This window comes from Schleiferilactobacillus perolens DSM 12744 (assembly GCF_001435585.1).
Taxonomy (GTDB): Bacteria; Bacillota; Bacilli; order Lactobacillales; family Lactobacillaceae; genus Schleiferilactobacillus; species Schleiferilactobacillus perolens.
On record NZ_AZEC01000023.1, the window covers coordinates 1 to 21564 of the forward strand.

Here is a 21564-nt window from a genome sequence, read left to right on the forward strand (position 1 = left end):
CAGTTCGAGTCTGACAACCGGAGTTGATGGGACGAGTAGATCGTGCATCATGATTTCGACCTGGAGAGTTGTCCGAGAGGCCGAAGGAGCATGATTGGAAATCATGTATACGGGCATTAACCTGTATCGAGGGTTCGAATCCCTCACTCTCCGTAACTGAGCTTCACCGGTCCCACAAACACCCACCCGTGTTTGTGGGATTTTTTTAACTGGAGGAACTGACAATGACCAAATCGATTAATCTGGACCAAGTGATTGGATATATGGTAGTGTTACAATCCCACCGGATTACTTACTCAATGGCAGGCAGCCGCACTGGCGCCGATGGTACCGCTGATTGTTCTGGGGCGCTGTATGCCGCGTTACGGGCAGGTGGTGCTACCGATGCGGGTTATGTGCTAGATACGGACACGCTGCCGGCATGGCTTGCCTATAATGGCTTTATCGAGATTGCCAGCAACGGCGCTTGGTCGGCTCAACGGGGCGATGTCTTTATTTGGGGTGAGAAGAGTCAGTCTGCTGGCGGTAACGGCCATACGGGTATTTTCGTGAATGAACGGGAGATCATTAATTGTAATTATCCAGAAAACGGCATTGCAATAGATCAATACCATGCATTCTGGGAGAAGGCCCACCGGCCGTATTATCGGGCGTATCGCTATGATGCGGCCAATGCCCGTGCTAATCAACAAGTTTTGGATAAATAAAAAGCCGCAGATTATTGCGGCTTTTTATTTACTTTCAATGTGGAGAGTAAGGGATTAAAACCCTTATGAAAGACTATCCATCTCAAAACGTACCGGTAACCGAATGGAATCGATGGCATTCAGTGTCAATGCTAAGTCATGTGCATCCTTCGGCGAGTTTTGCCCCGGTTGCATTTGTGGTTGTAAGATTTGTTCCAAATAATCGGTGGACCAGGATATTTCTGCTACAAAGAAAGACCCGGGCGTGAGATCGCTGGCAATGTCCATATTGTCTGGATTGAGTTCCAAATTTGCCTCCAAATTATAAAGACGTTGTTGGTCCAACCGATGATCGTCAGGGATCGCCGTTATTTGACGATCCGTTGTGGCCCGGAAAGCAGCGGGTGCCGTGGCGGGATCATCGTCTTCGTCCTTGGCCGGGGGAACAATCAAAATCGTTGAAACGAATACTTTAATGCGGTCCTCGGCGGGCACATTGCTGCCCAAGTCAATGGTGTGGTCATTGATACGTAATTGACCCAATGCCGTAGGGACAATCCCAAAATTGATTTGAACAGGCACAGAATGGTACGCATTGAAATCGATGTACCGTTGTTCGTGGTCATCACCGGCCGTGACATTATAGTGGACTAAATCAAAAACTGCAGTTTGCGGTGCAACAGCCATAATAAACCTCCTCGAATGTTTTAATTTAGTTTACCACACAGAAATAAATAAGCTTCCTCGAATTGTATTCGGGGAAGCTTTTTTGTCTAAATTGGTTGAGTAGTAAAGCTGCGCGCTTCTAAGACTTTTAAGATGGCGTTCGCCGTATCAAGGCTAGTCATCAGGGGTACGTCATGTTGAATTGCGGCTTGGCGAATCTGGAAACCATCGCTGGTACTGGTACGATCCATGGACATGGTATTGATGACCAATTGGAGACGCTGATTGGCGATGGCATCCAGAATATCGGTGTCGTAGCCATTGACGTCATGCCAATCGGCTATGGTTGTATCACTGACTTTCGCCATCGTAATGGTGCGGATACCAGCGGCTTTTAACGCTTGGGCGGTACCAGCAGTGGCGGCAATTTGATAACCGACTTCGTGGAACCGCTGGGCTAGTTTGATGGCCTCTGTTTTGTCGCTATCCTTCACTGTCAGCAATACTGTACCAAAGGCGGGTAAATGCGTATGACTTGCTTCAAAAGCCTTGTAGAGGGCCTTGGCAAGTGTTGTATCGCTACCCATGACTTCACCAGTGGATTTCATCTCCGGTCCAAGCAGACTGTCGACTTTATCCAGTTTATTGAAGCTAAAGACAGGCGCCTTCACGTGAATTTCACCATGATGGGGCTGCAGACCGGGCTTGAGTCCCTGGTCAATGAGCGATTGACCCAGGATTGCTCGGGTGGCCACCTGTGCCATGGCAATATTGGTCACTTTGCTGAGAAAGGGCACAGTCCGACTGGCCCGGGGATTCACTTCGATACAATAGACTTGATGGTCATGGACGATGAATTGGACATTCATGATGCCGATGCAGCCCAAAGCTCGGGCCAGTTCAGTGGTGTATGAAGTGATGTGGTCGATGATGTACTGATCAAAGTGTTGGCTAGGATAAACGGCCATAGAATCACCGGAATGTACACCAGCCCGTTCAATATGCTCCATGATACCGGGAATCACGACGTGATCGCCGTCGCATAAAGCGTCAACTTCACATTCTCGACCCACCAAATATTGATCGATCAGCACAGGGTGATCGTGGGAGACGGCTACGGCTTCATCAATATAATGCGCCAATTCTTGTGCATCATGGACGATTTCCATCGCCCGACCGCCTAAGACATAAGAGGGACGAACCAAGACCGGATAACCGACGCGCTCTGCCACGGCTAAAGCCTGATCTTTCGTTGTGGCAGTGCCGCCGATGGGTTGGGGGATCTCCAAATTCTTGATGACCGCATCGAAGAGATCGCGATCTTCTGCTCGATTCAAGTCGGCCACACTGGTGCCCAGAATTTTCACACCATGGGCCACCAGTGGTTCAGCCAGATTGATGGCAGTTTGACCACCGAATTGAACGATTACCCCCAGTGGCTTTTCTAAATCGATGACGTTTAAGACGTCTTCTAGGGTCAGTGGTTCAAAGTACAATTTGTCCGAAATTGAGAAGTCAGTGGAGACCGTTTCCGGATTACTGTTCATGATAATTGCTTCGTAACCGGCACGTTGAATCGCCTTCACAGAGTGGACGGTGGCGTAATCGAATTCAACCCCTTGACCGATACGGATCGGACCGGAACCGATGACCAAGATGCTGGGCCGATCTGTTCGCTTGCTTTCGGTTTCTTGCTCATAGGTGCTGTAAAAATAAGGCGTTGTGGAGGCAAATTCGCCGGCACACGTATCGACCATCTTGTAGACCGGAGTGAGCTGATGCTGTTGCCGCAGTGCCCGAATAGTCTCAGCAGTGGTGTGCCACAGGCGGCCAATGGTCGCATCTGCAAAGCCGTTACGTTTGGCCTGCCAAAGAGTGGGTAAGTCAGCGACGTGGGCCTGTAGGGTGTGTTCCAAGACCACAATATGCTGGATCTTTGCTAGGAAAAACGGATTAATATGCGATAATTCTGCCACTTCGTTGATCTTGTAGTCTCGTCGGAACGCCTCTGCCAGATAAAAGAGCCGTTCGTCAGTCGGCGTAATGATGTGGTCGGATAGATCCTGCTCGCTGACGTGTCGATATTTTTCCCGGTAAAGATGGGTGGCCCCAACTTCAAGTGACCGGGTCGCTTTAAGCAGGGATTCTTCGATATTGCGGCCGATGGCCATGACCTCACCAGTGGCCTTCATCTGTGTTCCTAGCGTCCGGTCACCATGTTCGAACTTGTCGAACGGAAAGCGCGGGATTTTGCAAACGACATAATCCAACATCGGTTCAAATTCGGCGTAAGTTGCTTTAGTAATTGGGTTCTTGATTTCATCCAAGTGCAGACCAACAGCAATTTTTGCTGCCATTTTTGCAATTGGATAACCGGTGGCCTTCGATGCCAACGCACTGGAGCGGGAAACCCGGGGATTCACTTCAATAATATAGTATTGGAAGGAGTTTGGATCTAATGCCAGCTGAACGTTACAGCCGCCTTCGATCTTTAATGCACGGATGATGCGTAATGAGGCATCCCGTAACATCTGAACTTCTTTATCCGTAAGGGTTTGGACGGGTGCAAAAACGACGGAGTCACCAGTGTGAACACCGACCGGATCGAAGTTTTCCATGTTACACACGACGATGGCGTTATCGGCGGCATCCCGCATCACTTCAAATTCGATTTCCTTAAAGCCGGCAATGGATTGTTCAATCAGGATTTGGGTGACCGGACTCAAGCTTAAGCCATTCTCCGCAATGGTTTGGAGTTCCTCGTCATTATGAGCAATGCCGCCGCCGGTGCCGCCCATGGTGAAGGCGGGACGGATAATGACGGGGTAACCAATGGTATGAGCGACCTGGAACGATTCTTCCATGGTGGTCGCAATGTGGGATTCCGGGATCGGTTCGCCCAATTTTTGCATGAGTTCTTTGAATTTCTCCCGATCTTCAGCTTGATCAATAGCGTCCAGTTTGGTGCCCAGTAATTCGATATGCAAAGCGTCCAGAATGCCGGTTTTGGACAATTCCATGGCTAAGTTTAAGCCAATTTGTCCCCCCAGTGTGGGTAGGATGGCGTCGGGGAGTTCTTTGCGTAAAATCCGCGAAACAAATTCGATCGTCAGCGGTTCGATATAGACTTTATCCGCGATTTCCTTGTCAGTCATAATAGTGGCCGGATTGGAATTGACTAGGATCACTTCATAGCCTTCTTCGCGCAAGGCGAGACAGGCCTGAGTGCCAGAATAATCAAACTCTGCGGCCTGACCAATAATGATCGGGCCGGAACCAATGACCAGAATCTTGTGAATGTCTTGCCGCTTAGGCATGGGCTGTGACTCCCTTTCCTTGTTGTTTGAATGTTGACATCATATCCATGAAGTCATCGAATAAATGATCGGCATCGTGGGGGCCAGGATTGGCATCTGGATGAAACTGCACGGAGAAGGCCGGGTATTCGCGATGGCGCAAGCCTTCGACAGTGTGGTCGTTGATTTCTTCATGTGTGATCATGAGCTGGTCGCGGTTGATGGATGCGGGATCGACCGCGTAGCCGTGGTTTTGACTGGTGAAGTCAATCCTTCCTGTGGCAATTTCCCGGACGGGATGATTAAAACCGCGGTGGCCAAATTTCATTTTGAATGTGTCTGCGCCATTGGCTAAGGCAAACAGTTGATGGCCGAGACAAATGCCAAACAAAGGAATTTTTCCTTGGACGGCTTGAATCATCGGCAAAGCATAGCCCACGTCTTTCGGGTTGCCGGGTCCGTTAGAAAGGAGCACACCGTCGGGATCTAAGTGCTTGATTTCTGAGGCAGTGGTTTTTGGCGGGACCACGATGACATTGCATTGGCGTTTGGTTAACTCCCGCAAAATACTTTGTTTGAAGCCAAAGTCGACTACGACCACCTTACGGCCCGTGCCGGGCACAGGGAAAGGCGTCTTGGTGGCGCTAGTGAGTACTTGATTAGTGGGAAGCACCGTGTGCTTAATTTCGTTTACCGACTCTTCTGTGGCGTGATCGACAAGCATTGCTTTCATCGTCCCCACGGTCCGCAGTTTCTTGGTTAAGGCTCGAGTGTCCACACCTGTGATCCCAGGCACGCCCACTTCCTGAAGATATTCAGACAGGGTCATCTCGGCTCGCCAATTACCTGTGACGTTGGCGGTTTCTCGAACTACGACGCCCTTAACAGTGGGTTGAATGGTTTCGTAATCATCCCGGTTAATTCCGGCATTGCCGATCAAGGGATACGTGAAGACGATGATTTGGCCGTTGTAACTTTGATCAGTCAAAGTTTCTTGGTAACCGCTCATGCCAGTATTAAATACCAGTTCACCCAAAGTACGCACATTAGCACCGATTGCCTCACCATGAAAAATGGTACCGTCCGCTAAAACCAGGTCGCGTTCCATCAATTACCGTCCTTCTTTCTGTTGATACACAATTTTACCGCTCACGATAGTCGCGACAGTTTGGCCGTACACTGTTTCGCCGATGAACGGAGAGTTGACTCCTTTTGAGAACCAAGTATTTGGGTTGATTTGATAGGGCGTTTCTAAATTCATCACGGTGAGATCGGCCGGTGCACCGATTTGAATATGGCCAGCGGGCAATTTGAACGCCGTCGCAGGGGTGGTGCTCATTTTATCGACCAATTCAAGTAACGTCATTCGGCCGCTGCGCACGAATCGGGAGTAGAGTAAAGCAAACGCCGTTTCTAGACCGACAATCCCGAATGCGGCTGTCTTCATGGTGCCGCCCTTATCCGCAATGGTGTGTGGGGCATGATCCGTGGCTACCATGTCTAAGGTGCCATCCAGCAGGCCGCCAATCACCGCCAAGCGGTCGGCATGACTGCGCAGAGGTGGGTTCATTTTGAAATTTGGATCGTCGCCGATAATATCGGTGTCTTCTAATAATAAGTGGTGCGGCGTCACCTCGGCAGTCACATGAACGCCAGCAGCTTTGGCCTGGCGAATTAAAGCCACACTCTGGCGAGTCGAAATGTGACAGGCATGGTAATGAACCCCAGTGGCGGCGGCCAGATCCAGATCCCGGGCCAGTTGACTGGACTCAGTTTGATTACTCATTCCGGGTAAGCCTAAACCCTTAGCTACGGGACCGGCGTTCATGACACCGTCACCGCGTAAACTCTCATCTTCAATGTGGGCTGCTAGCGGTGCGTCCACGGCGGCACAGGCCGCCATGGCTGCCTTCATCGTGGCCGCCTGTTGGACGCCGACACCATCGTTAGAAAAGCCAAAGACGCCTAACTGGTTGAATCGTTCAAAATCAACCAATTGATTACTGTGCAATGCCATAGTAATGGGTGCGTACTGATGGACATGCACAACCCCATCCTGTACGTTTTTCGTCAGTAGAGCTTTTAGATCCGCTGCATTATCTGGCACCGGGGTGACGTTAGGCATTGCGACCACTGAGGTAAAACCGCCATGGGCGGCGGCACGGCTGCCGGTGCTGATGGTTTCTTTATCAGTTTGGCCAGGATCCCGGAAATGGACGTGGACATCCACTAACCCAGGCAACACAGTTTGCCCGGAGGCATCCAGAACAGTTTCATCTGGCGAAACGGACAAATCTTGACCGATGGTGGTAATGATCCCTTGGTGGATGCGAATATCACCATTGAATGTTTCTGGCCCAACGACATGGGCATTTTTGATCAACAGATTCTGTGAACGCATGGCAACCTCCTAGTGGTTGAGTGAGTGGGCGGGAACTGCGCCGAAGTGGCGGGCTTGCATGACAGCTTCCAGCATGGCCATACGCATGAAGACGCCATTGTGCATTTGTGTGAAGATCCGGGATTGCGGTCCATCCACTAAGACTGAGGCCAGCTCCACATCCCGATTCACTGGGGCGGGATGCATGAAGATGGCGGACGGCTTCATGGTTTGGGCTAATTGTTCCGTAACCCCATATTGTGCATGGTAACTTTCCTTGGAGAACGCGGCATTTTCGTTATTATTGAACCGTTCCAGCTGCACCCGTAAAAGCATGAGGACATCCACCTGCGGCACCAATTCCTGAAGCGGTACATAGGGGCCAAATTGCTGGTACTCGGGGCTAAACCATTGTTTAGGGCCGGAGAACATCACCTGGGCGCCTAATCGAGTCAGCATATCGGCATCTGAATGGGCGACCCGGGAATGGGAAAGGTCACCGACAATCCCAATCTTGAGACCGGTAAAGTCACCGAACTCCTCGTGGATCGTCATGAGGTCCAACATCATTTGCGAAGGGTGCTGGCCAGCGCCGTCGCCGGCGTTGACCATGGCCAAAGTCGGACTGACATCCAGCAGCTGTTCATAATAGGTGTCTTCGGGGTGGCGGATCACGGCGATATTGATACCAATGGCCGCCAATGTTTTAATCGTATCCCGTAATGTCTCTCCCTTTGTCACAGAGGAATGCCCGGGATCAAAGGGAATGACAGTGAGTCCTAATTTGCGTTCGGCCATCTCAAAGCTGGTATGCGTCCGGGTGCTATTCTCAAAAAATAAATTAGCGGCATAAACGGGTTGGTGGGCGGGCGCGGGGGTGCCGGCTTTGAACGCTTCAGCACGATCAATCAGCGCCTGGGCATCGTTAGTGGATACTTGGTGGGCGGAAACAAAATTCGTAAACATCGAATAACAGCCTTCTTTATTTTATTTTTGAACCTGGAGGCGTATGGCGAGGTATAAAAAAATCGCCTTCCATCCATTCAGATAGAAGGCGATTTTGCATACTCGCTCTGACACGTGCGGCGCACCGCAACCTTCCAAGCCTCTCTGGACTCAATTAAAGGTTCTTAAATTTGAATTCAGCTTAACTGATTAACTAGAACGTGTCAACATGCAGTCCGGCACAAAATACAATCATCATTCGGGTATTTACGCTTCCGTTACGAATCACATCACATTTTACGTCCTGTTTACGCAATTATCGCGAGATCTTGAATCGCGTCCAGTACACTAAGGGTGTTCCGAAATGAAGGAAAGAATAAATGAGGTGTATTTTTGATGAAAAAGGGTATTTTGATCGGTGCGATTGTCATGACGCTGGGTGCAGTGTTAGCGGGATGCGGTAATCAAAGCGCGTCCTCCAAGAGCAGTTCAGCAAAAGGACAACAACAGACAAGCACCACTTCTGGAAAGGTTGTGGCTGTTGGGTCAACCGCGCTGCAACCCTTAGCGGAAGCTGTCGCAAAAGATTACACAGCCAAGCACCCCAACGTCTCTATTAATATTCAAGGCGGCGGTTCTGGTACCGGGTTGGGCCAAGTCGCACAAGGCTCCGTTAATATTGGTAACTCAGATATCTTCGCAGAACAAAAGAGCGGAATTGATGCCAGTAAGATCGTAGACCACCAGGTGGCGGTTGTCGGGATGGGTCCGGTAGCCAACAAAGATGTTGGCGTCAAGAACTTAACCATGAGCCAGCTTCGTGATATCTTCACCGGCAAAATCACGAACTGGAAAGAAGTTGGCGGTAAAGATCAAAAGATTACCGTAGTTAACCGAGCGGAAGGCAGCGGTACGCGGGCCACTTTTGAAGCGGCTGTATTAGATGGCAAGGCGGCTGTGAAGTCCTTGGAACAAGATTCCAACGGGACGGTCCAAAAGATCGTTGCGACAACTCCTGGGGCGATTAGCTATCTGGCATTCTCCTACTTCAATAGCGATATCCAATCACTCAGTGTGGATGGTGTTCAACCCACAGATGCCAATGTCACTACCGATAAGTGGAAGATCTGGTCTTATGAACACATGTACACACCTACAAAGATCGATGCAGCAACCAAAGACTTTATCAAGTATATGCAGTCCGCTGATGTTCAAAAAGGTGCTGTTAAGAAATTAGGCTACATCAACATTCACGACATGAAGGTGGTGAAAGACGCCAACAACAAAGTCACCGATAAGTAGGACGTCGGCAGCGTCCGCCACTACCACCGATAACTCCCATTATCGGGGTATTCCCCAACACCAATCTTTGCAAAAAATGAAATGCCTCATAATTGTTGGATTTTCTATTCAACAATTATGGGGCATTTCACTTCGTCGTACCCTTTTTTCAAACTTTCTTTATAAACTGCTTGCCTTTTCCACGCGCCATCCGGTATACTGTTTTCTGCGGGAGCATGGTTAATCATTTGGTCCGTTAGTCAAGTGGTTAAGACACTGCCTTTTCACGGCAGTAACATGGGTTCAAATCCCGTACGGGCTGTTATGGAGGCTTAGCTCAGCTGGGAGAGCGTCTGCCTTACAAGCAGAGGGTCACAGGTTCGAGCCCTGTAGCCTCCATCAAGAATTAAGCAGGTCGCTGAGCATTTTTGCTTAGCGACCTGCTTTTTGGTTTAGTGACGGCACATCTCAGGATGTGCCGTTATGCTGAGGACGGATCAATAAGGAGCAACCAATACATGTCAACGATTAATGTCGATACACCAGTTTATGAACTGGTAAAACACAATCCGAAGATAGTGCCGCTGATGGTCCGGCTGGGGTTCAATGCCATTGGTGATCAGGCCATGTTGAACACCGTGGGACGGTTTGTCTCATTACGCAAGGGAGCACAGATGATGGATTTTGACTTGAAAAAAATAAAGGCGGCATTGACTGACGACGGTTATGAAGTGATCGATGACGGTCGACCAATCAAACGATATTAACACCTACCGTGACCGGCACCCCTGGTGGTGGGACTAACGGGCCATTAAACAATAAATTATACTGGCGATGCTGAGGATGGCCGGTGACCAGTATCTTTTTCGCTGGGGCATGATGCTGAGTAAGAGTGCGGCGATGGGTAATAATAAGATCAGCGGAGATAAATGGGCTGTTAATGCACCAATGACGAAAACCACTACGCTGGTCCCCAGGGCGACGGTCAGCCGAATGGGACCGCGACTGATCGTCGCCATTGTACTCGTGGCGGCAAGAGTAAGGAAACTGAGCAGCGGCCAAATCAGTGCAGGTATGAAGAGCGCCCCCTCTGCAGAGTCATAGAGCACCACACTCAAGATTAAAGGTGCCAAACCATCTGCGATGATCGGTAATAGTTTTAGCTCCAATGGTTGTTGGGCCAACGAATTAGGCAGTACCCAAAGAATGGCAGCCAAAACGATCAGGGCAGCCATAAACCAGTTTCCTCGCCAACCGACCGTCACGCCGCCAATCAAGTTCAAAATCAACCAGATGATCTGGAGATTGCGTTTGGGATGGCGAGGAATCAGCCAATCGATGTAAAGCACGTTGGCGATGGCCAACAAGGACGTCAGAACTAGGGGGATGAAATGCGCGTATTGAGCGCTTTTCCAAGCCAATAACCAGGGCGCCAAACATAATACCCCGACGTAAGCCACAGTATGGCCCCACCGTTCTTTCGTTGTTTCATTGTGCATGCATCATTCTTCCCTTCGTAATCATTCAGTCGTTGTGCTTGTTTCCGTTGGACTTAATAATATCAGCCTACTGATTTACCAGAAGTTGGTCAACGGTCATTTGGTGTATTTTTCCCAGTAATCATTGATTGTTGGGTTTCAAAGAGATCTGTGTTAGGATAGGTAAGTTAAAATTCCCGATGAGTCGGCCGGTGCCGGCTTTGTAACCGAAGAGGGGGAAACCTTTGGAAAAACGATTATTTACCTCAGAATCTGTTTCTGAGGGGCATCCAGATAAGATTGCGGACCAAATCAGCGATGCGATCTTAGATGCCATTATTGCGCAGGACCCGGATGCCCGGGTCGCTGCAGAAACCGTCGTCACGACCGGCTTAGTCCTCGTGACCGGGGAAATTTCAACCACCGCCTATGTGGACATTCAACACGTGGTGCGGCAAACCATCAAAGATATCGGTTATACCGACAATCGGATTGGTTTTGATGGCGATAGCGTGGCGGTGTTATTAGCCATTGACGAGCAGTCACCCGATATTGCCCAAGGGGTCGATGACTCCTTAGAAGCCCGTGAACAAGATGATGATCCACTGGATCGTATCGGTGCGGGTGACCAAGGGATGATGTTTGGTTATGCAACGGATGAAACGCCGGAGTATATGCCATTACCCATTGAACTGGCCCATCAACTGATGCGGCGCACGGCAAAGGTGCGCAAAGAAGGGATTATCCCGTATTTGCGGCCCGATGCTAAGACCCAAGTCACTATCGAGTATGGTGCGGATGGGAAACCAGAACGGGTGCACACGATCGTTTTGAGCACTCAGCACGATCCCGATGTGTCATTGCAAACGATCACGGAGGATGTCACCGAACATATCATTTTGCCGGTGGTGCCCAGTGAGTTAATGGACGGCCAAACCCGGATTTTAATCAATCCCACTGGCCGGTTTGTAATTGGCGGTCCCCAAGGGGATTCCGGGTTGACTGGTCGCAAGATCATTGTGGATACCTATGGCGGGACTGCTCGTCATGGTGGCGGCGCTTTTTCTGGTAAGGATCCAACGAAAGTAGATCGGTCCGCGAGTTATGCGGCTCGGTACATTGCCAAGAATATCGTTGCTGCAGGGTTGGCCCATCAGATCGAAGTACAGATTGCGTATGCGATCGGTGTGGCGGAACCTGTATCTTTAGCGGTGAACACGTTTGGCACTAATGCCATTGATGAAGATACAATTTTACAAGCAATTCGTGACAATTTTGATTTACGGCCAGCCGGTATCATTCAGATGCTTGACTTGCAGCGGCCTATCTACAAACAAACCGCTGCTTATGGCCATTTTGGACGTACAGATGTCGATTTACCATGGGAGCACTTGGATAAAGTGCCTGCCTTGAAGAAGTTGCTGCATACAGACAACTGATCGGTAACCGACGAGTATAAGAGGCGACCAAACAGAGTTTTTCCTGTTGGTCGTCTTTTTTATGCTCAAAAATGAGGGGGAATCGGTGAAATAATGACAAAGAAACAAACGAACGTCGCTATTACAACGGTGGCCATATTTGTGGCCACCTTCATGACCGCCGTCGAAGGGACCATTGTATCCACGGCGATGCCAACGATTATTGGCAATTTACATGGCGTGGAATTGATGAACTGGGTTTTTTCGATCTATTTATTGACCAATGCCATGGTCACCCCTGTATACGGAAAGTTAGCGGATGCCATTGGGCGCAAACCTGTGTTGCTAGTCGGTCTAGTGATTTTTATTGGGGGCTCGTGTTTGGCCGGACTGGCACAAAACATGATTCAGTTGATCGCTTTTCGGGCATTGCAGGGGATTGGCGCCGGGGCGATTCAACCCGTGACGTTTACCATCATTGCAGACATTTATCCCATTGAAAAACGGGCTAAAGTCCTGGGCTTCAACGGTTCCGCTTGGGGAATTGCGTCCGTGGTGGCGCCTTTGCTGGGTGGTTTCATTGTTGAAAAACTGTCCTGGCATTGGATCTTTTTCATCAACTTACCGATCGGCTTAATTACGATCGCGCTGGTCCAATTCTTCTTCTTTGAAGAACGGCGCAGTCAGCGGGTCCATATCGACTATCCCGGTGTATTCAGTTTACTGACGACTTTGTTTGCGTTGATGATCGGGTTGCAGATGCTGACAGATCCGAACCAGCGGCTCGTGGCCATGATCGCATTGGTGATTTTCGTCGTTGGTTTCGTTATTTTTCTCCGGGTGGAACAAAAAGCCAGCGACCCGGTGATCGACCTGAAGCTGTTTCAAAATCGCTCATTCGTCATTCAAAACAGCGTAGCCGCGCTGGTCTCTGGCTTCTTAATCGGGTTTGAATCCTATATGCCTATGTGGATGCAGGGTATCTTGGGAATGCCGGCTTCCATGGGTGGGTTTGCTGTGACCCCCAGTTCGGTGATGTGGATCATCGGATCATTCCTGGCTGGTCACATGCTGGTGCGGTGGAGTCCGAAACGGTTGCTCACCATCGCCTTGATTTGGCTATTACTCGGCGGTATTGCATTGGCCACTGTGCCAGTGACGACGCCATTTGTGGTCTTCTTAGTGATTGCTGGTTGGTTGGGAATCGCATTTGGCACAATTATCACCATTACAACGGTGACTGTGCAAAACGCTGTCACCCAATCCGAAGTGGGGGTGGCAACTTCGTTTAATACGTTGAGCCGGACATTGGGACAAACGTTGATGGTTTCCATCTTTGGTATTGTATTGAACACGCACTTTGCGCAAGGGGTGCAAGCCCATGGCAATATCACCACTGATATGCTGAATAAATTAATCGATCCGCAAACCGCCAAGGACTTGCCCGCGCACTTGCTGCCCGCGCTGCACAATATTCTGTACAGTGGGCTCCACGGTGTTTACCTAGTGGGAATTGGCGTGATCGTAATCGCTTTGATCTGCAATTTGTTTGACGTTCCAGAGAAACTGCGGATGCACGCCCATAAGGAAGCTAAAGCTGCCTCGGCTGCACCTGAACAACAGAATTCTTAAGCCAGGTGCGCCGGGCGATGAGCCACAATACACAAACATCTCCCCAGCCAAGGAAGAAACCGGCTAGTACATCGGTGGGGTAATGAACATGCACATAGATCCGGGAAAAGCCGATTGTGACAATGAACAAAGTCAATAAAATGACTGCGACATGGCGCTGCCAGCTAGGGCGAAAAGTCACGATCAAAAAAAGAATCAACGCGCCGTAGACGGCGATACTGCTGTCCGAATGACCGCTGGGAAAACTGTAACCGCCTTGTTCAATGAGGTGTGGTAAAGTCGGTCGCGCACGTTGAATAATGAATTTGATCACGATATTCAACAGGCTTGCTATGGCGGCGGCACCGGCAACGAAAACGGACCAGCGCCAGCGATGGGTGATGGTCAAAAACATTACGATGAATGCCGTGATGGTGATCAGACTCCAAGGATTGGCAGTCTGCGTGATACTGATCATGAAGCGGGTCATGGATGGACTGGTTACCCAATCAGCCAATCTTTGCCCTGCATGGTCAATCGCGGTAATGAATGGTGCGTTGGTCGCGACGCCAATGAGTAAAACGATGAATAAGCCGTAGTTTATGGCAACTAAAAGGGCCGGACGTAAACGTAGTTTCATAAATCACAATTTTCCTTTCCGGTTTTTGCACCCAAGAGGCGCGTGAATCCATTATAATAGATTTATGGATGAAAAAAACGTTGGAACAAGGGTGAAGAATATTGCTTAGTCGAGTGAAACGAATCAAAGCGTTACGTGTGGCCCGTCAACAACGCCGGCGCAAGCAGGTGCTAGCTGGGACCGGCGCAGTCGCCGCAGTATCCAGTATTACTGTGGGGGCGTTGTTTTCTGGACATACTGCCCAGGCTGCTGATGATGTAGTGGCGACACCTAATCAAACTGCTATTTTTTCCGATGTGAATCAGCAACATGCGGCGTTTATTAAATCAATTGGGGATACCGCTCGAGACTTGGCCGGTAAAAACGATTTGTATGCATCCGTGATGATTGCCCAAGCCATTCTCGAAAGCAGCTGGGGCAATAGCGGCTTGGGCGCTGCTCCAAACTATAACTTGTTTGGGATCAAGGGCAGCTTCAACGGCCAATCGGTCAACATGAGCACTTCTGAAGATGACGGTACTGGCAAACGGTACACAATTAATGCTGGTTTTCGCCGTTACGACAATTATGCGCAGTCTCTCCAGGATTACGTGACACTATTGAATCAGCCGATGTATGCAGGTGCCCATAGGAAGGCTGCACCGACCTATCAAGACGTGACGAAGTTCTTGACGGGCCGCTACGCCACCGCAACGGATTATAATATCCACTTGAATGACCTGATCGAGAAGTATCATCTAACGGATTACGATCGGCCGGCAGGTAAGATGGTGACCACCACTTATACCGTGCAGGCAGGTGATTCTGTTTCCGCGATTGCAGCAAAGTTTGGCGTATCGATCAGTCAGATTGTGTCGTTGAATAATTTGGATGCCGGGACGATGATGATTTATCCTAACCAAGTGTTGAAGATTAAGGAAACATGGGTACCCACACCAGTTCCACAGCCGGCCGCCCAGGCTACCGTTGCAAAAGCGGCACCAGCTAAGCCAGCCCCGGTCACTTATGACCATACGCATACGGTCACTGCCGGTGAATCGATTGCCAGCATTTCTGCTCAATATCATATGAGTGCGGATGAATTGAAGAGTGTCAACGATTTGCAGTCTAATCTGATTTTGGTTGGACAATCATTGAAAGTGCGTTAGGACCTTGTTTCAGATACATCAGTATGGTAAAGTATTGGCAATCCATTAAAGTTTAAATGCGTCTAAATTAGTAACTGTGACTTGTGTTTCAGAAAGGCTGCGGATGATGCGAGCAGCCACACCCCCACAGTGAACTCATTAGATAGGCAGTACAACTGAACGCAGTAGGTTGGACCGTGGGGTGCGTTAAACCCAAGAGTGCGTCAATAATTTGACGAACAATAGGTGGCACCGCGGTAACAATCGCCCTATGGAGGAAATCTCTGTGGGGCTTTTTTTATTATTGAAGGAGGATCAACATGGCATATAATCATCGTACCGTCGAGAAGAAATGGCAGCGGTATTGGGCAGAACATCAGACATTCAAAACAACAGAGGATCCTAAGAAACCGAAGTATTATGTGTTGGATATGTTTCCTTATCCCTCTGGCCAAGGCTTACATGTCGGCCATCCCCATGGTTATTTGGGAACCGATGCGATTGCTCGGATGAAACGGGCGCAAGGCTTTAATGTGCTGCATCCAATGGGTTGGGATGCGTTTGGTCTGCCGGCGGAAGAATATGCCATTAAGACGGGCCATGATCCGGCTACGTTTACAGAACACAATATTCAGACCTTCAAGCGGCAAATGAATTCGATGGGTCTTTCCTTCGATTGGAACCGGGAAATCAATACGACTGATCCCAATTACTACAAATGGACCCAATGGATTTTTGAACAATTGTATAAAAAAGGCCTGGCTTATGAAGCCGAGGTACCAGTTAACTGGAGCCCAGATTTGGGCACTGTGGTTGCCAACGAAGATGTGGAAGACGGCAAAACCGAACGCGGCGGCTATCCAGTGTATCGCCGGCCCATGCGCCAGTGGATGTTAAAGATTACGGCTTACGCTGATCGGCTGCTGGCCGATCTCGACGATTTGGACTGGCCAGAAAACATCAAGGAGCAACAGCGCAACTGGATCGGTCGGTCAGAAGGGGCACGCATCACGTTCCAAGTGGCCGATAATGATGCCACTTTTGATGTGTTTACCACTCGTCCGGATACGCTTTTTGGCGCCACATATGCCGTGTTGGCCCCGGAGCATGAACTCATCAAGCAAATTACCACACCAGCGCAAAAAGCAGCGGTGGATGAGTATGTTGAGGCGACTGAGCGGAAGAGCGAATTAGAACGGACCGAATTGAACAAGGAAAAGACCGGCGTTTTCACCGGGGCTTATGCGATTAATCCCGTGAATGGCAAGAAACTGCCGATTTGGATTGCAGATTACGTATTGGCGGCGTATGGCACTGGTGCGATTATGTCTGTTCCGGCCCACGATGACCGTGATTATGCATTTGCTAAGGCTCACGATTTACCGATCATTCCGGTCCTGGCCGGCGGTGATATTACCAAAGAAGCCTTTACTGGTGATGGTGAACACATCAATTCAGATTTCCTGGACGGCTTGCATAAGACGGAAGCCATGCAGAAAATGATTGCCTGGTTAACCGATCACCATGTGGGTGAAAGCAAAGTTTCTTACCATATGCAGGATTGGGTATTCTCGCGTCAGCGGTATTGGGGCGAACCCATTCCCGTGATCCATTGGGAAGACGGCACGACTTCGCTGGTGCCTGAGGATGAATTACCGTTGAAGCTGCCCCAGGCGACGGAAATCAAACCGTCTGGCAAACCAGAGGGACCATTGGCGAATTTGACTGATTGGGTTAATGTGGTGGATGAAAACGGCCGCAAGGGTAAGCGCGAAACAAACACCATGCCGCAATGGGCGGGTTCCTCATGGTATTTCTTACGCTTCATCGATCCCCACAATAACGATAAGCTGGCGGATTATGATAAATTGAAGCGCTGGCTGCCAGTTGATCTGTATATTGGCGGAGCGGAACATGCCACTCGGCATTTGCTTTATGCCCGGTTCTGGCACAAGTTCCTATATGATATCGGCGTGGTACCCACCAAAGAACCATTCCAACGGTTAGTAAACCAAGGATTGATTTTGGGGGCTGGTCACGAGAAGATGTCCAAGTCCAAGGGGAATGTCGTTAATCCTGACGATGTGATCCATGAATACGGGGCCGATTCTTTCCGTTTGATGGAATTGTTCATGGGCCCGTTAACTGCCTCCACACCCTGGAGTGAAGATGGCATGCACGGAGCAAAGAAGTTCCTCGACCGGGTATGGCGGTTATTCATTGATGATGAAGATAAATTGCGCGATCGCATCACCACCATTAATGACGGCCGCTTAACAAAGGTTTACAACCAGACGGTCAAAAAGGTCACTGATGATTTCGCTGAGCTGCACTACAATACGGGTATTTCGCAGTTAATGATCTTCATCAATGAAGCTCAAAAAGTGGATGATTTGCCTGTCGAGTATGTGGATGGGTTCGTTCAATTACTCGCACCGATCGCACCGCATATGGCGGAAGAATTATGGCAGCGCTTGGGCCATGATCAATCTGTCCAATTGGCGCCGTGGCCCAGTTACGATGCAAGTCAGCTGACCGAAGATAATGTCGAAGTTATCGTGCAAGTGAATGGGAAGATGCGGGGCAAGTTGAATGTTGCCCGGGATACGACCCAGGATGAATTGCAGAAGTTAGCTGAGGCTGATGAACACGTACAAAAATTCATTGGTACCGGCACTGTGCGCAAGGTGATCGTTGTGCCTAATAAGATCGTCAACATTGTCGTTAAGTAACAATGATTGATTAACACGTCTCCAATTGAGGGGGCGTGTTATTTTTTTTGCCAAGGATGACCGGAAGAGGTAGCCTTCAACGCGGAACTTAGTTAAAATAGGGACATTGTGAGTATCACAACGTGGGAATGAGGAGCGATAACAAATATGTCTGAAGAAAAGCAGTCGGCGCCAGTGCAGCGACAAAACGCCGCAAACACGGACCGTAAATCCTTAGTGGTGGGTTCTGCCTGGATGACCGCCGGCAGCATTATTTCCCGAGTACTGGGTGCCATCTATGTCATCCCCTGGGGCATCTGGATGGGCTCCCATTTTCATTCCGCCAACGCGCTGTTTGGCCGTGGTTACAATATCTATAGCATATTCATCATTATTTCAACGGTGGGGATTCCTGGGGCAATTTCCAAGCAAATCTCCCACTATAATTCATTGAATGAATACGGAGTATCTCGTCGCTTGTTTTATCAAGGCTTAATTCTCATGAGTAGTATGGGGTTCGTCGCAGCGGCGATTCTCTATTTTGGTGCACCAATTTTAGGCGCTGGGGATCCGCGGATGACGCCGATTCTGCAATCCTTGAGTTGGCCGCTGATTTTGATCCCGCCTTTGAGTATTTTGCGCGGCTACTTTCAGGGGTTCTCAGAAATGGCGCCCAGTGCGATTTCTCAGTTACTGGAACAGGTGGCGCGGCTAGTTTATATTCTGGGATCTACTTTCGTCATCATGAAGATGATCGGCGGTAATTATGTCACAGCGGTGGCCCATTCGACTTTTGCGGCGTTCATTGGGGCGGCCGTCGGTTTAATTTACTTGGTATATTTGTACATGCGCCAGACTCCCCGGATGAATGAAGCTATTGCGCAGAGTGATCAAAATCTGAGCGTCTCCACGCGGCAAATCATCACAGATATTATGCGGCAGGCAGCGCCATTCATTATTCTCGATGCCAGTGTATCCTTGTATCAAATGTTTGATCAGTACACCTTTAATCCGTTCATGGATATCTTTTACAAATTGACGAGGGCGGAAAATGACTATTGGTATCAGCTGTTCGGATTCAACAGTAACAAGTTGATCATGATCATCGTCTCGTTGGCGACTTCCATGGCCATCACCGTTGTTCCCATTTTGTCCTCCGCATTGGCCCGACGGGATATGCAAAGCGTTCGGGAACAGATTAATAATACACTGGAGCTTTTCTTTTTCGTGATGCTGCCGAGTTCGCTGGGCATGGCCGCAGTATCACAGCCGTTGAATACTGTTTTTTATCGTTATGATCCATGGGGCACCATGGTCTTACAGTTCAATTCCTATATTGCCATCATCATTGGGTTATTCACTGTGTTGGCGGCGATCCTTCAAGGGGTGTACCTCAACAAGCAAGCGATTCGTTATCTATTGTATGGAGCGGTTTTTAAGATTAGCCTGCAATACTCTTTTATTTACTTCTTCGGGGTATTTGGTCCGCTGGCAACGACAGCAGTCGGTTTTTTTGTGAGCAGCGTCTTCATGTTAGCGCTGCTTTATCGGGAGTTCCATTTCCGCATGGGGGACCTCATTGTCCATACAACTCAGATTCTGGTATTTTCCACCATTATGTTTGCCGTTGTGTACATTGCTGTGTATCTCATGAACTTCTGCTTCTCATCGTATGACCGGGTATTAGCCATGGTGGAATTAGTGGTGGCGGCTGGGGCCGGGGCAGCCATTTATGGTTATCTTGTTCTACATTTCCGCGTGGCTGATCGGTTGTTGGGTGCTCGAGTCGCCGGTATTCGCCGCCGGCTGCATATGAAATGATGCGCCTGGATAAGTTCCTTGCCGACATGCAACGGGGCAGTCGGGCAGAGGTGAAAAAAATTATCCGGAGTGGTACGGTGACGGTGAACGAACTCCCCGTGAAAGATCCGAAGACCAAGGTGAATCCGGGCCAAGATGTGGTGGCGATCAATGGCGTGATCGTCCAATATATCCAATTCTTTTATTACTTGCTGAATAAGCCAGCCGGGGTGATCACAGCCACTAAGGATGAACAGGCCGCCACGGTCATGACATTGCTGCCCAAAAAGTGGCAGCGCCCTGATTTATTTCCTGTGGGGCGGTTAGACAAAGATACGACTGGGCTGCTGTTGCTAACCAATGACGGTGAGCTCGCTCATCGTCTGCTGAGTCCCCGCTGGCATGTCGCCAAAGTTTATACGGCAGGATTAGATGCGGCGATAGGAGCGTCAGAGGCGGTCCAATTTGCCCAGGGCGTTCGTCTCAAAGACTTCACAGCAGCGCCAGCAGAATTAGTGCCATTGACCCACAATCGGGCTCAGGTGACTATTCACGAAGGTAAATTTCACCAGGTGAAGCGTATGTTTGGTGCAGTGGGGCGCACTGTCCTCACTTTAAAGCGAGTACAATTTGGACCACTCGCGTTACCTGCAGACTTGCGAGAGGGACATGCCCGGCCGCTGACACCAGCAGAGATTGCCAATTTGGAACGATTGACGGAATTGACCAGACACTAAAAAAGCGAACCCGCGGGGTTCGCTTTTTTAACGTATTCAGTTTGAATGTTCTTAATCTTTTTTAGTTCGGTCAGTATGATGGCCGCCGATCGCACTGATGCCAACGGCTAACGAACCTAGCGATAGTAGACTATCGCTAGTGACCGCACCTATTATGCGTAAACGGCCAAGGAATGAAAAGCCCTCCTTGACAACAAAATGGTCGCCAGACTGCACTTCCCCATGGCATTTCCTCTTTCTCCCGAAAACTCATGGGACAATTTAGCACCAGTGGAGTGCTTAGAAACTGTTGTTTTCAAAATCGTATTTATTCAGCAATATCAACTTGTGATGCCTTCAAGAATCGGAGCTGATACAATGAAGGTGCAAAGACAACGGCAGAAAGGGGCGATCGATTCATGCGTAGGGGAACAAACAGCGGTTGGCTTGGCGGTTGTGGGACGATTTTTATCTTGATGATGGTACTCGCTTTGGCCATTCAATATTGGTACATTATCGCGGCCATTGTCCTCATTGCGGGTGGCGCTTGGTGGTATATCAGCCGCCAAAAAGCGCACGCGGTGGAACAAGCAGCACAAGAACAACGGGCAGCCCAACAGGAACAGACCACGATTGCGAAAATCAAGGACTACAAGCAATTGTTGGATGACGGTGCGATTACGCCAGAAGAGTACGACCGCAAGAAACGGGAATTGCTCGGTGACAACTGGGACAATTTTTAAGCATAAAAAAAGATCGCGAATATTCGCAACCTTCGAATTGATGCCGGTGGCAGGAGTCGAACCTGT

The 21564-nt window shown here is 49.4% G+C and carries 17 protein-coding genes, 3 tRNA genes and 1 other annotated feature; of the genes, 13 read left to right on the top strand and 7 right to left on the bottom strand.

The features are described from left to right. The first annotated feature begins 62 nt into the window (after positions 1 to 62). Together FD09_RS14615 and FD09_RS14620 are read left to right on the top strand one after the other, a co-directional pair. Positions 63 to 153, top strand: a tRNA-Ser gene (locus tag FD09_RS14615). A gap of 71 nt (positions 154 to 224) precedes the next feature. Then, positions 225 to 707: a peptidoglycan amidohydrolase family protein gene (locus FD09_RS14620; protein WP_057822436.1), complete on the top strand. Its 483-nt coding sequence runs from the start codon at positions 225 to 227 to the stop codon at positions 705 to 707. A gap of 63 nt (positions 708 to 770) precedes the next feature. On the opposite strand, the gene FD09_RS14625 is transcribed toward FD09_RS14620, so the two are convergent. From FD09_RS14625 to FD09_RS14645, 5 genes are all read right to left on the bottom strand, one after another. Beyond that, positions 771 to 1373: a hypothetical protein gene (locus FD09_RS14625; RefSeq protein ID WP_057822437.1), complete on the bottom strand. Its 603-nt coding sequence runs from the start codon at positions 1371 to 1373 to the stop codon at positions 771 to 773. Positions 1374 to 1459: 86 nt separating this feature from the next. Further along, complete coding sequence (gene carB, locus FD09_RS14630) at positions 1460 to 4669, bottom strand: carbamoyl-phosphate synthase large subunit (RefSeq protein ID WP_057822438.1); 3210 nt, start codon at positions 4667 to 4669, stop codon at positions 1460 to 1462. Beyond that, on the bottom strand, positions 4662 to 5756 hold the full coding sequence (locus FD09_RS14635) for a carbamoyl phosphate synthase small subunit (RefSeq protein ID WP_057822451.1): 1095 nt from the start codon (positions 5754 to 5756) through the stop codon (positions 4662 to 4664). The genes carB and FD09_RS14635 overlap by 8 nt, the downstream gene beginning before the upstream one ends. A 3-nt stretch (positions 5757 to 5759) precedes the next feature. Further along, entirely contained in the window at positions 5760 to 7034 is a 1275-nt protein-coding gene (locus FD09_RS14640; RefSeq protein ID WP_057822452.1) for a dihydroorotase, read from the bottom strand. Between the two features lie 24 nt (positions 7035 to 7058). Continuing rightward, positions 7059 to 7994, bottom strand: coding sequence for an aspartate carbamoyltransferase catalytic subunit (locus FD09_RS14645; protein WP_057822439.1), 936 nt, complete (start codon positions 7992 to 7994; stop codon positions 7059 to 7061). A gap of 375 nt (positions 7995 to 8369) precedes the next feature. On the opposite strand from FD09_RS14645, the gene FD09_RS14650 reads away from it, so the two are divergent. From FD09_RS14650 to FD09_RS14665, 4 genes are all read left to right on the top strand, one after another. Next, positions 8370 to 9275, top strand: a complete 906-nt coding sequence (locus FD09_RS14650; RefSeq protein WP_057822440.1) for a phosphate ABC transporter substrate-binding protein — start codon at positions 8370 to 8372, stop codon at positions 9273 to 9275. 229 nt (positions 9276 to 9504) lie between these two features. After that, a tRNA-Glu gene (locus FD09_RS14655) sits at positions 9505 to 9576 on the top strand. 4 nt (positions 9577 to 9580) lie between these two features. Further along, a tRNA-Val gene (locus tag FD09_RS14660) sits at positions 9581 to 9653 on the top strand. A 119-nt stretch (positions 9654 to 9772) separates the two neighbouring features. Continuing rightward, positions 9773 to 10021 (top strand): DUF1858 domain-containing protein, encoded by a 249-nt coding sequence (locus FD09_RS14665; protein ID WP_057822441.1) that lies wholly within the window; start codon positions 9773 to 9775, stop codon positions 10019 to 10021. A 33-nt stretch (positions 10022 to 10054) separates the two neighbouring features. Here the strand turns inward: FD09_RS14665 and FD09_RS14670 are convergent, their stop codons facing one another. After that, on the bottom strand, positions 10055 to 10753 hold the full coding sequence (locus FD09_RS14670; protein ID WP_057822442.1) for a hypothetical protein: 699 nt from the start codon (positions 10751 to 10753) through the stop codon (positions 10055 to 10057). 224 nt (positions 10754 to 10977) lie between these two features. Here FD09_RS14670 and metK point away from each other — a divergent pair, with 224 nt between their 5' ends. Both metK and FD09_RS14680 read left to right on the top strand, forming a co-directional pair. Further along, a complete protein-coding gene (gene metK, locus FD09_RS14675) occupies positions 10978 to 12171 on the top strand; it encodes a methionine adenosyltransferase (protein ID WP_057822443.1) in 1194 nt (397 codons plus the stop codon). A gap of 93 nt (positions 12172 to 12264) precedes the next feature. After that, complete coding sequence (locus FD09_RS14680) at positions 12265 to 13782, top strand: MDR family MFS transporter (protein WP_057822444.1); 1518 nt, start codon at positions 12265 to 12267, stop codon at positions 13780 to 13782. Here the strand turns inward: FD09_RS14680 and FD09_RS14685 are convergent. Further along, entirely contained in the window at positions 13742 to 14401 is a 660-nt protein-coding gene (locus FD09_RS14685; RefSeq protein ID WP_057822445.1) for a phosphatase PAP2 family protein, read from the bottom strand. The two genes, FD09_RS14680 and FD09_RS14685, sit on opposite strands and share 41 nt — an antisense overlap. 101 nt (positions 14402 to 14502) lie before the next feature. Here FD09_RS14685 and FD09_RS14690 point away from each other — a divergent pair, with 101 nt between their 5' ends. From FD09_RS14690 to FD09_RS14715, 5 genes are all read left to right on the top strand, one after another. Continuing rightward, a complete protein-coding gene (locus FD09_RS14690) occupies positions 14503 to 15549 on the top strand; it encodes a glucosaminidase domain-containing protein (protein WP_083487997.1) in 1047 nt (348 codons plus the stop codon). A gap of 52 nt (positions 15550 to 15601) precedes the next feature. Continuing rightward, positions 15602 to 15803, top strand: a binding site (T-box leader). A gap of 45 nt (positions 15804 to 15848) precedes the next feature. Further along, positions 15849 to 18260: a leucine--tRNA ligase gene (leuS, locus tag FD09_RS14695; protein ID WP_057822447.1), complete on the top strand. Its 2412-nt coding sequence runs from the start codon at positions 15849 to 15851 to the stop codon at positions 18258 to 18260. Positions 18261 to 18407: 147 nt separating this feature from the next. Continuing rightward, positions 18408 to 20060 carry a putative polysaccharide biosynthesis protein gene (locus FD09_RS14700; RefSeq protein ID WP_057822448.1) on the top strand — a complete coding sequence of 551 codons (1653 nt, stop codon included), beginning with the start codon at positions 18408 to 18410 and terminating at the stop codon, positions 20058 to 20060. Continuing rightward, positions 20060 to 20776: a pseudouridine synthase gene (locus tag FD09_RS14705; RefSeq protein WP_057822453.1), complete on the top strand. Its 717-nt coding sequence runs from the start codon at positions 20060 to 20062 to the stop codon at positions 20774 to 20776. The genes FD09_RS14700 and FD09_RS14705 overlap by 1 nt, the downstream gene beginning before the upstream one ends. 398 nt (positions 20777 to 21174) lie before the next feature. Continuing rightward, a complete protein-coding gene (locus FD09_RS14715; protein WP_083487998.1) occupies positions 21175 to 21498 on the top strand; it encodes an SHOCT domain-containing protein in 324 nt (107 codons plus the stop codon). Positions 21499 to 21564 lie beyond the last annotated feature (66 nt).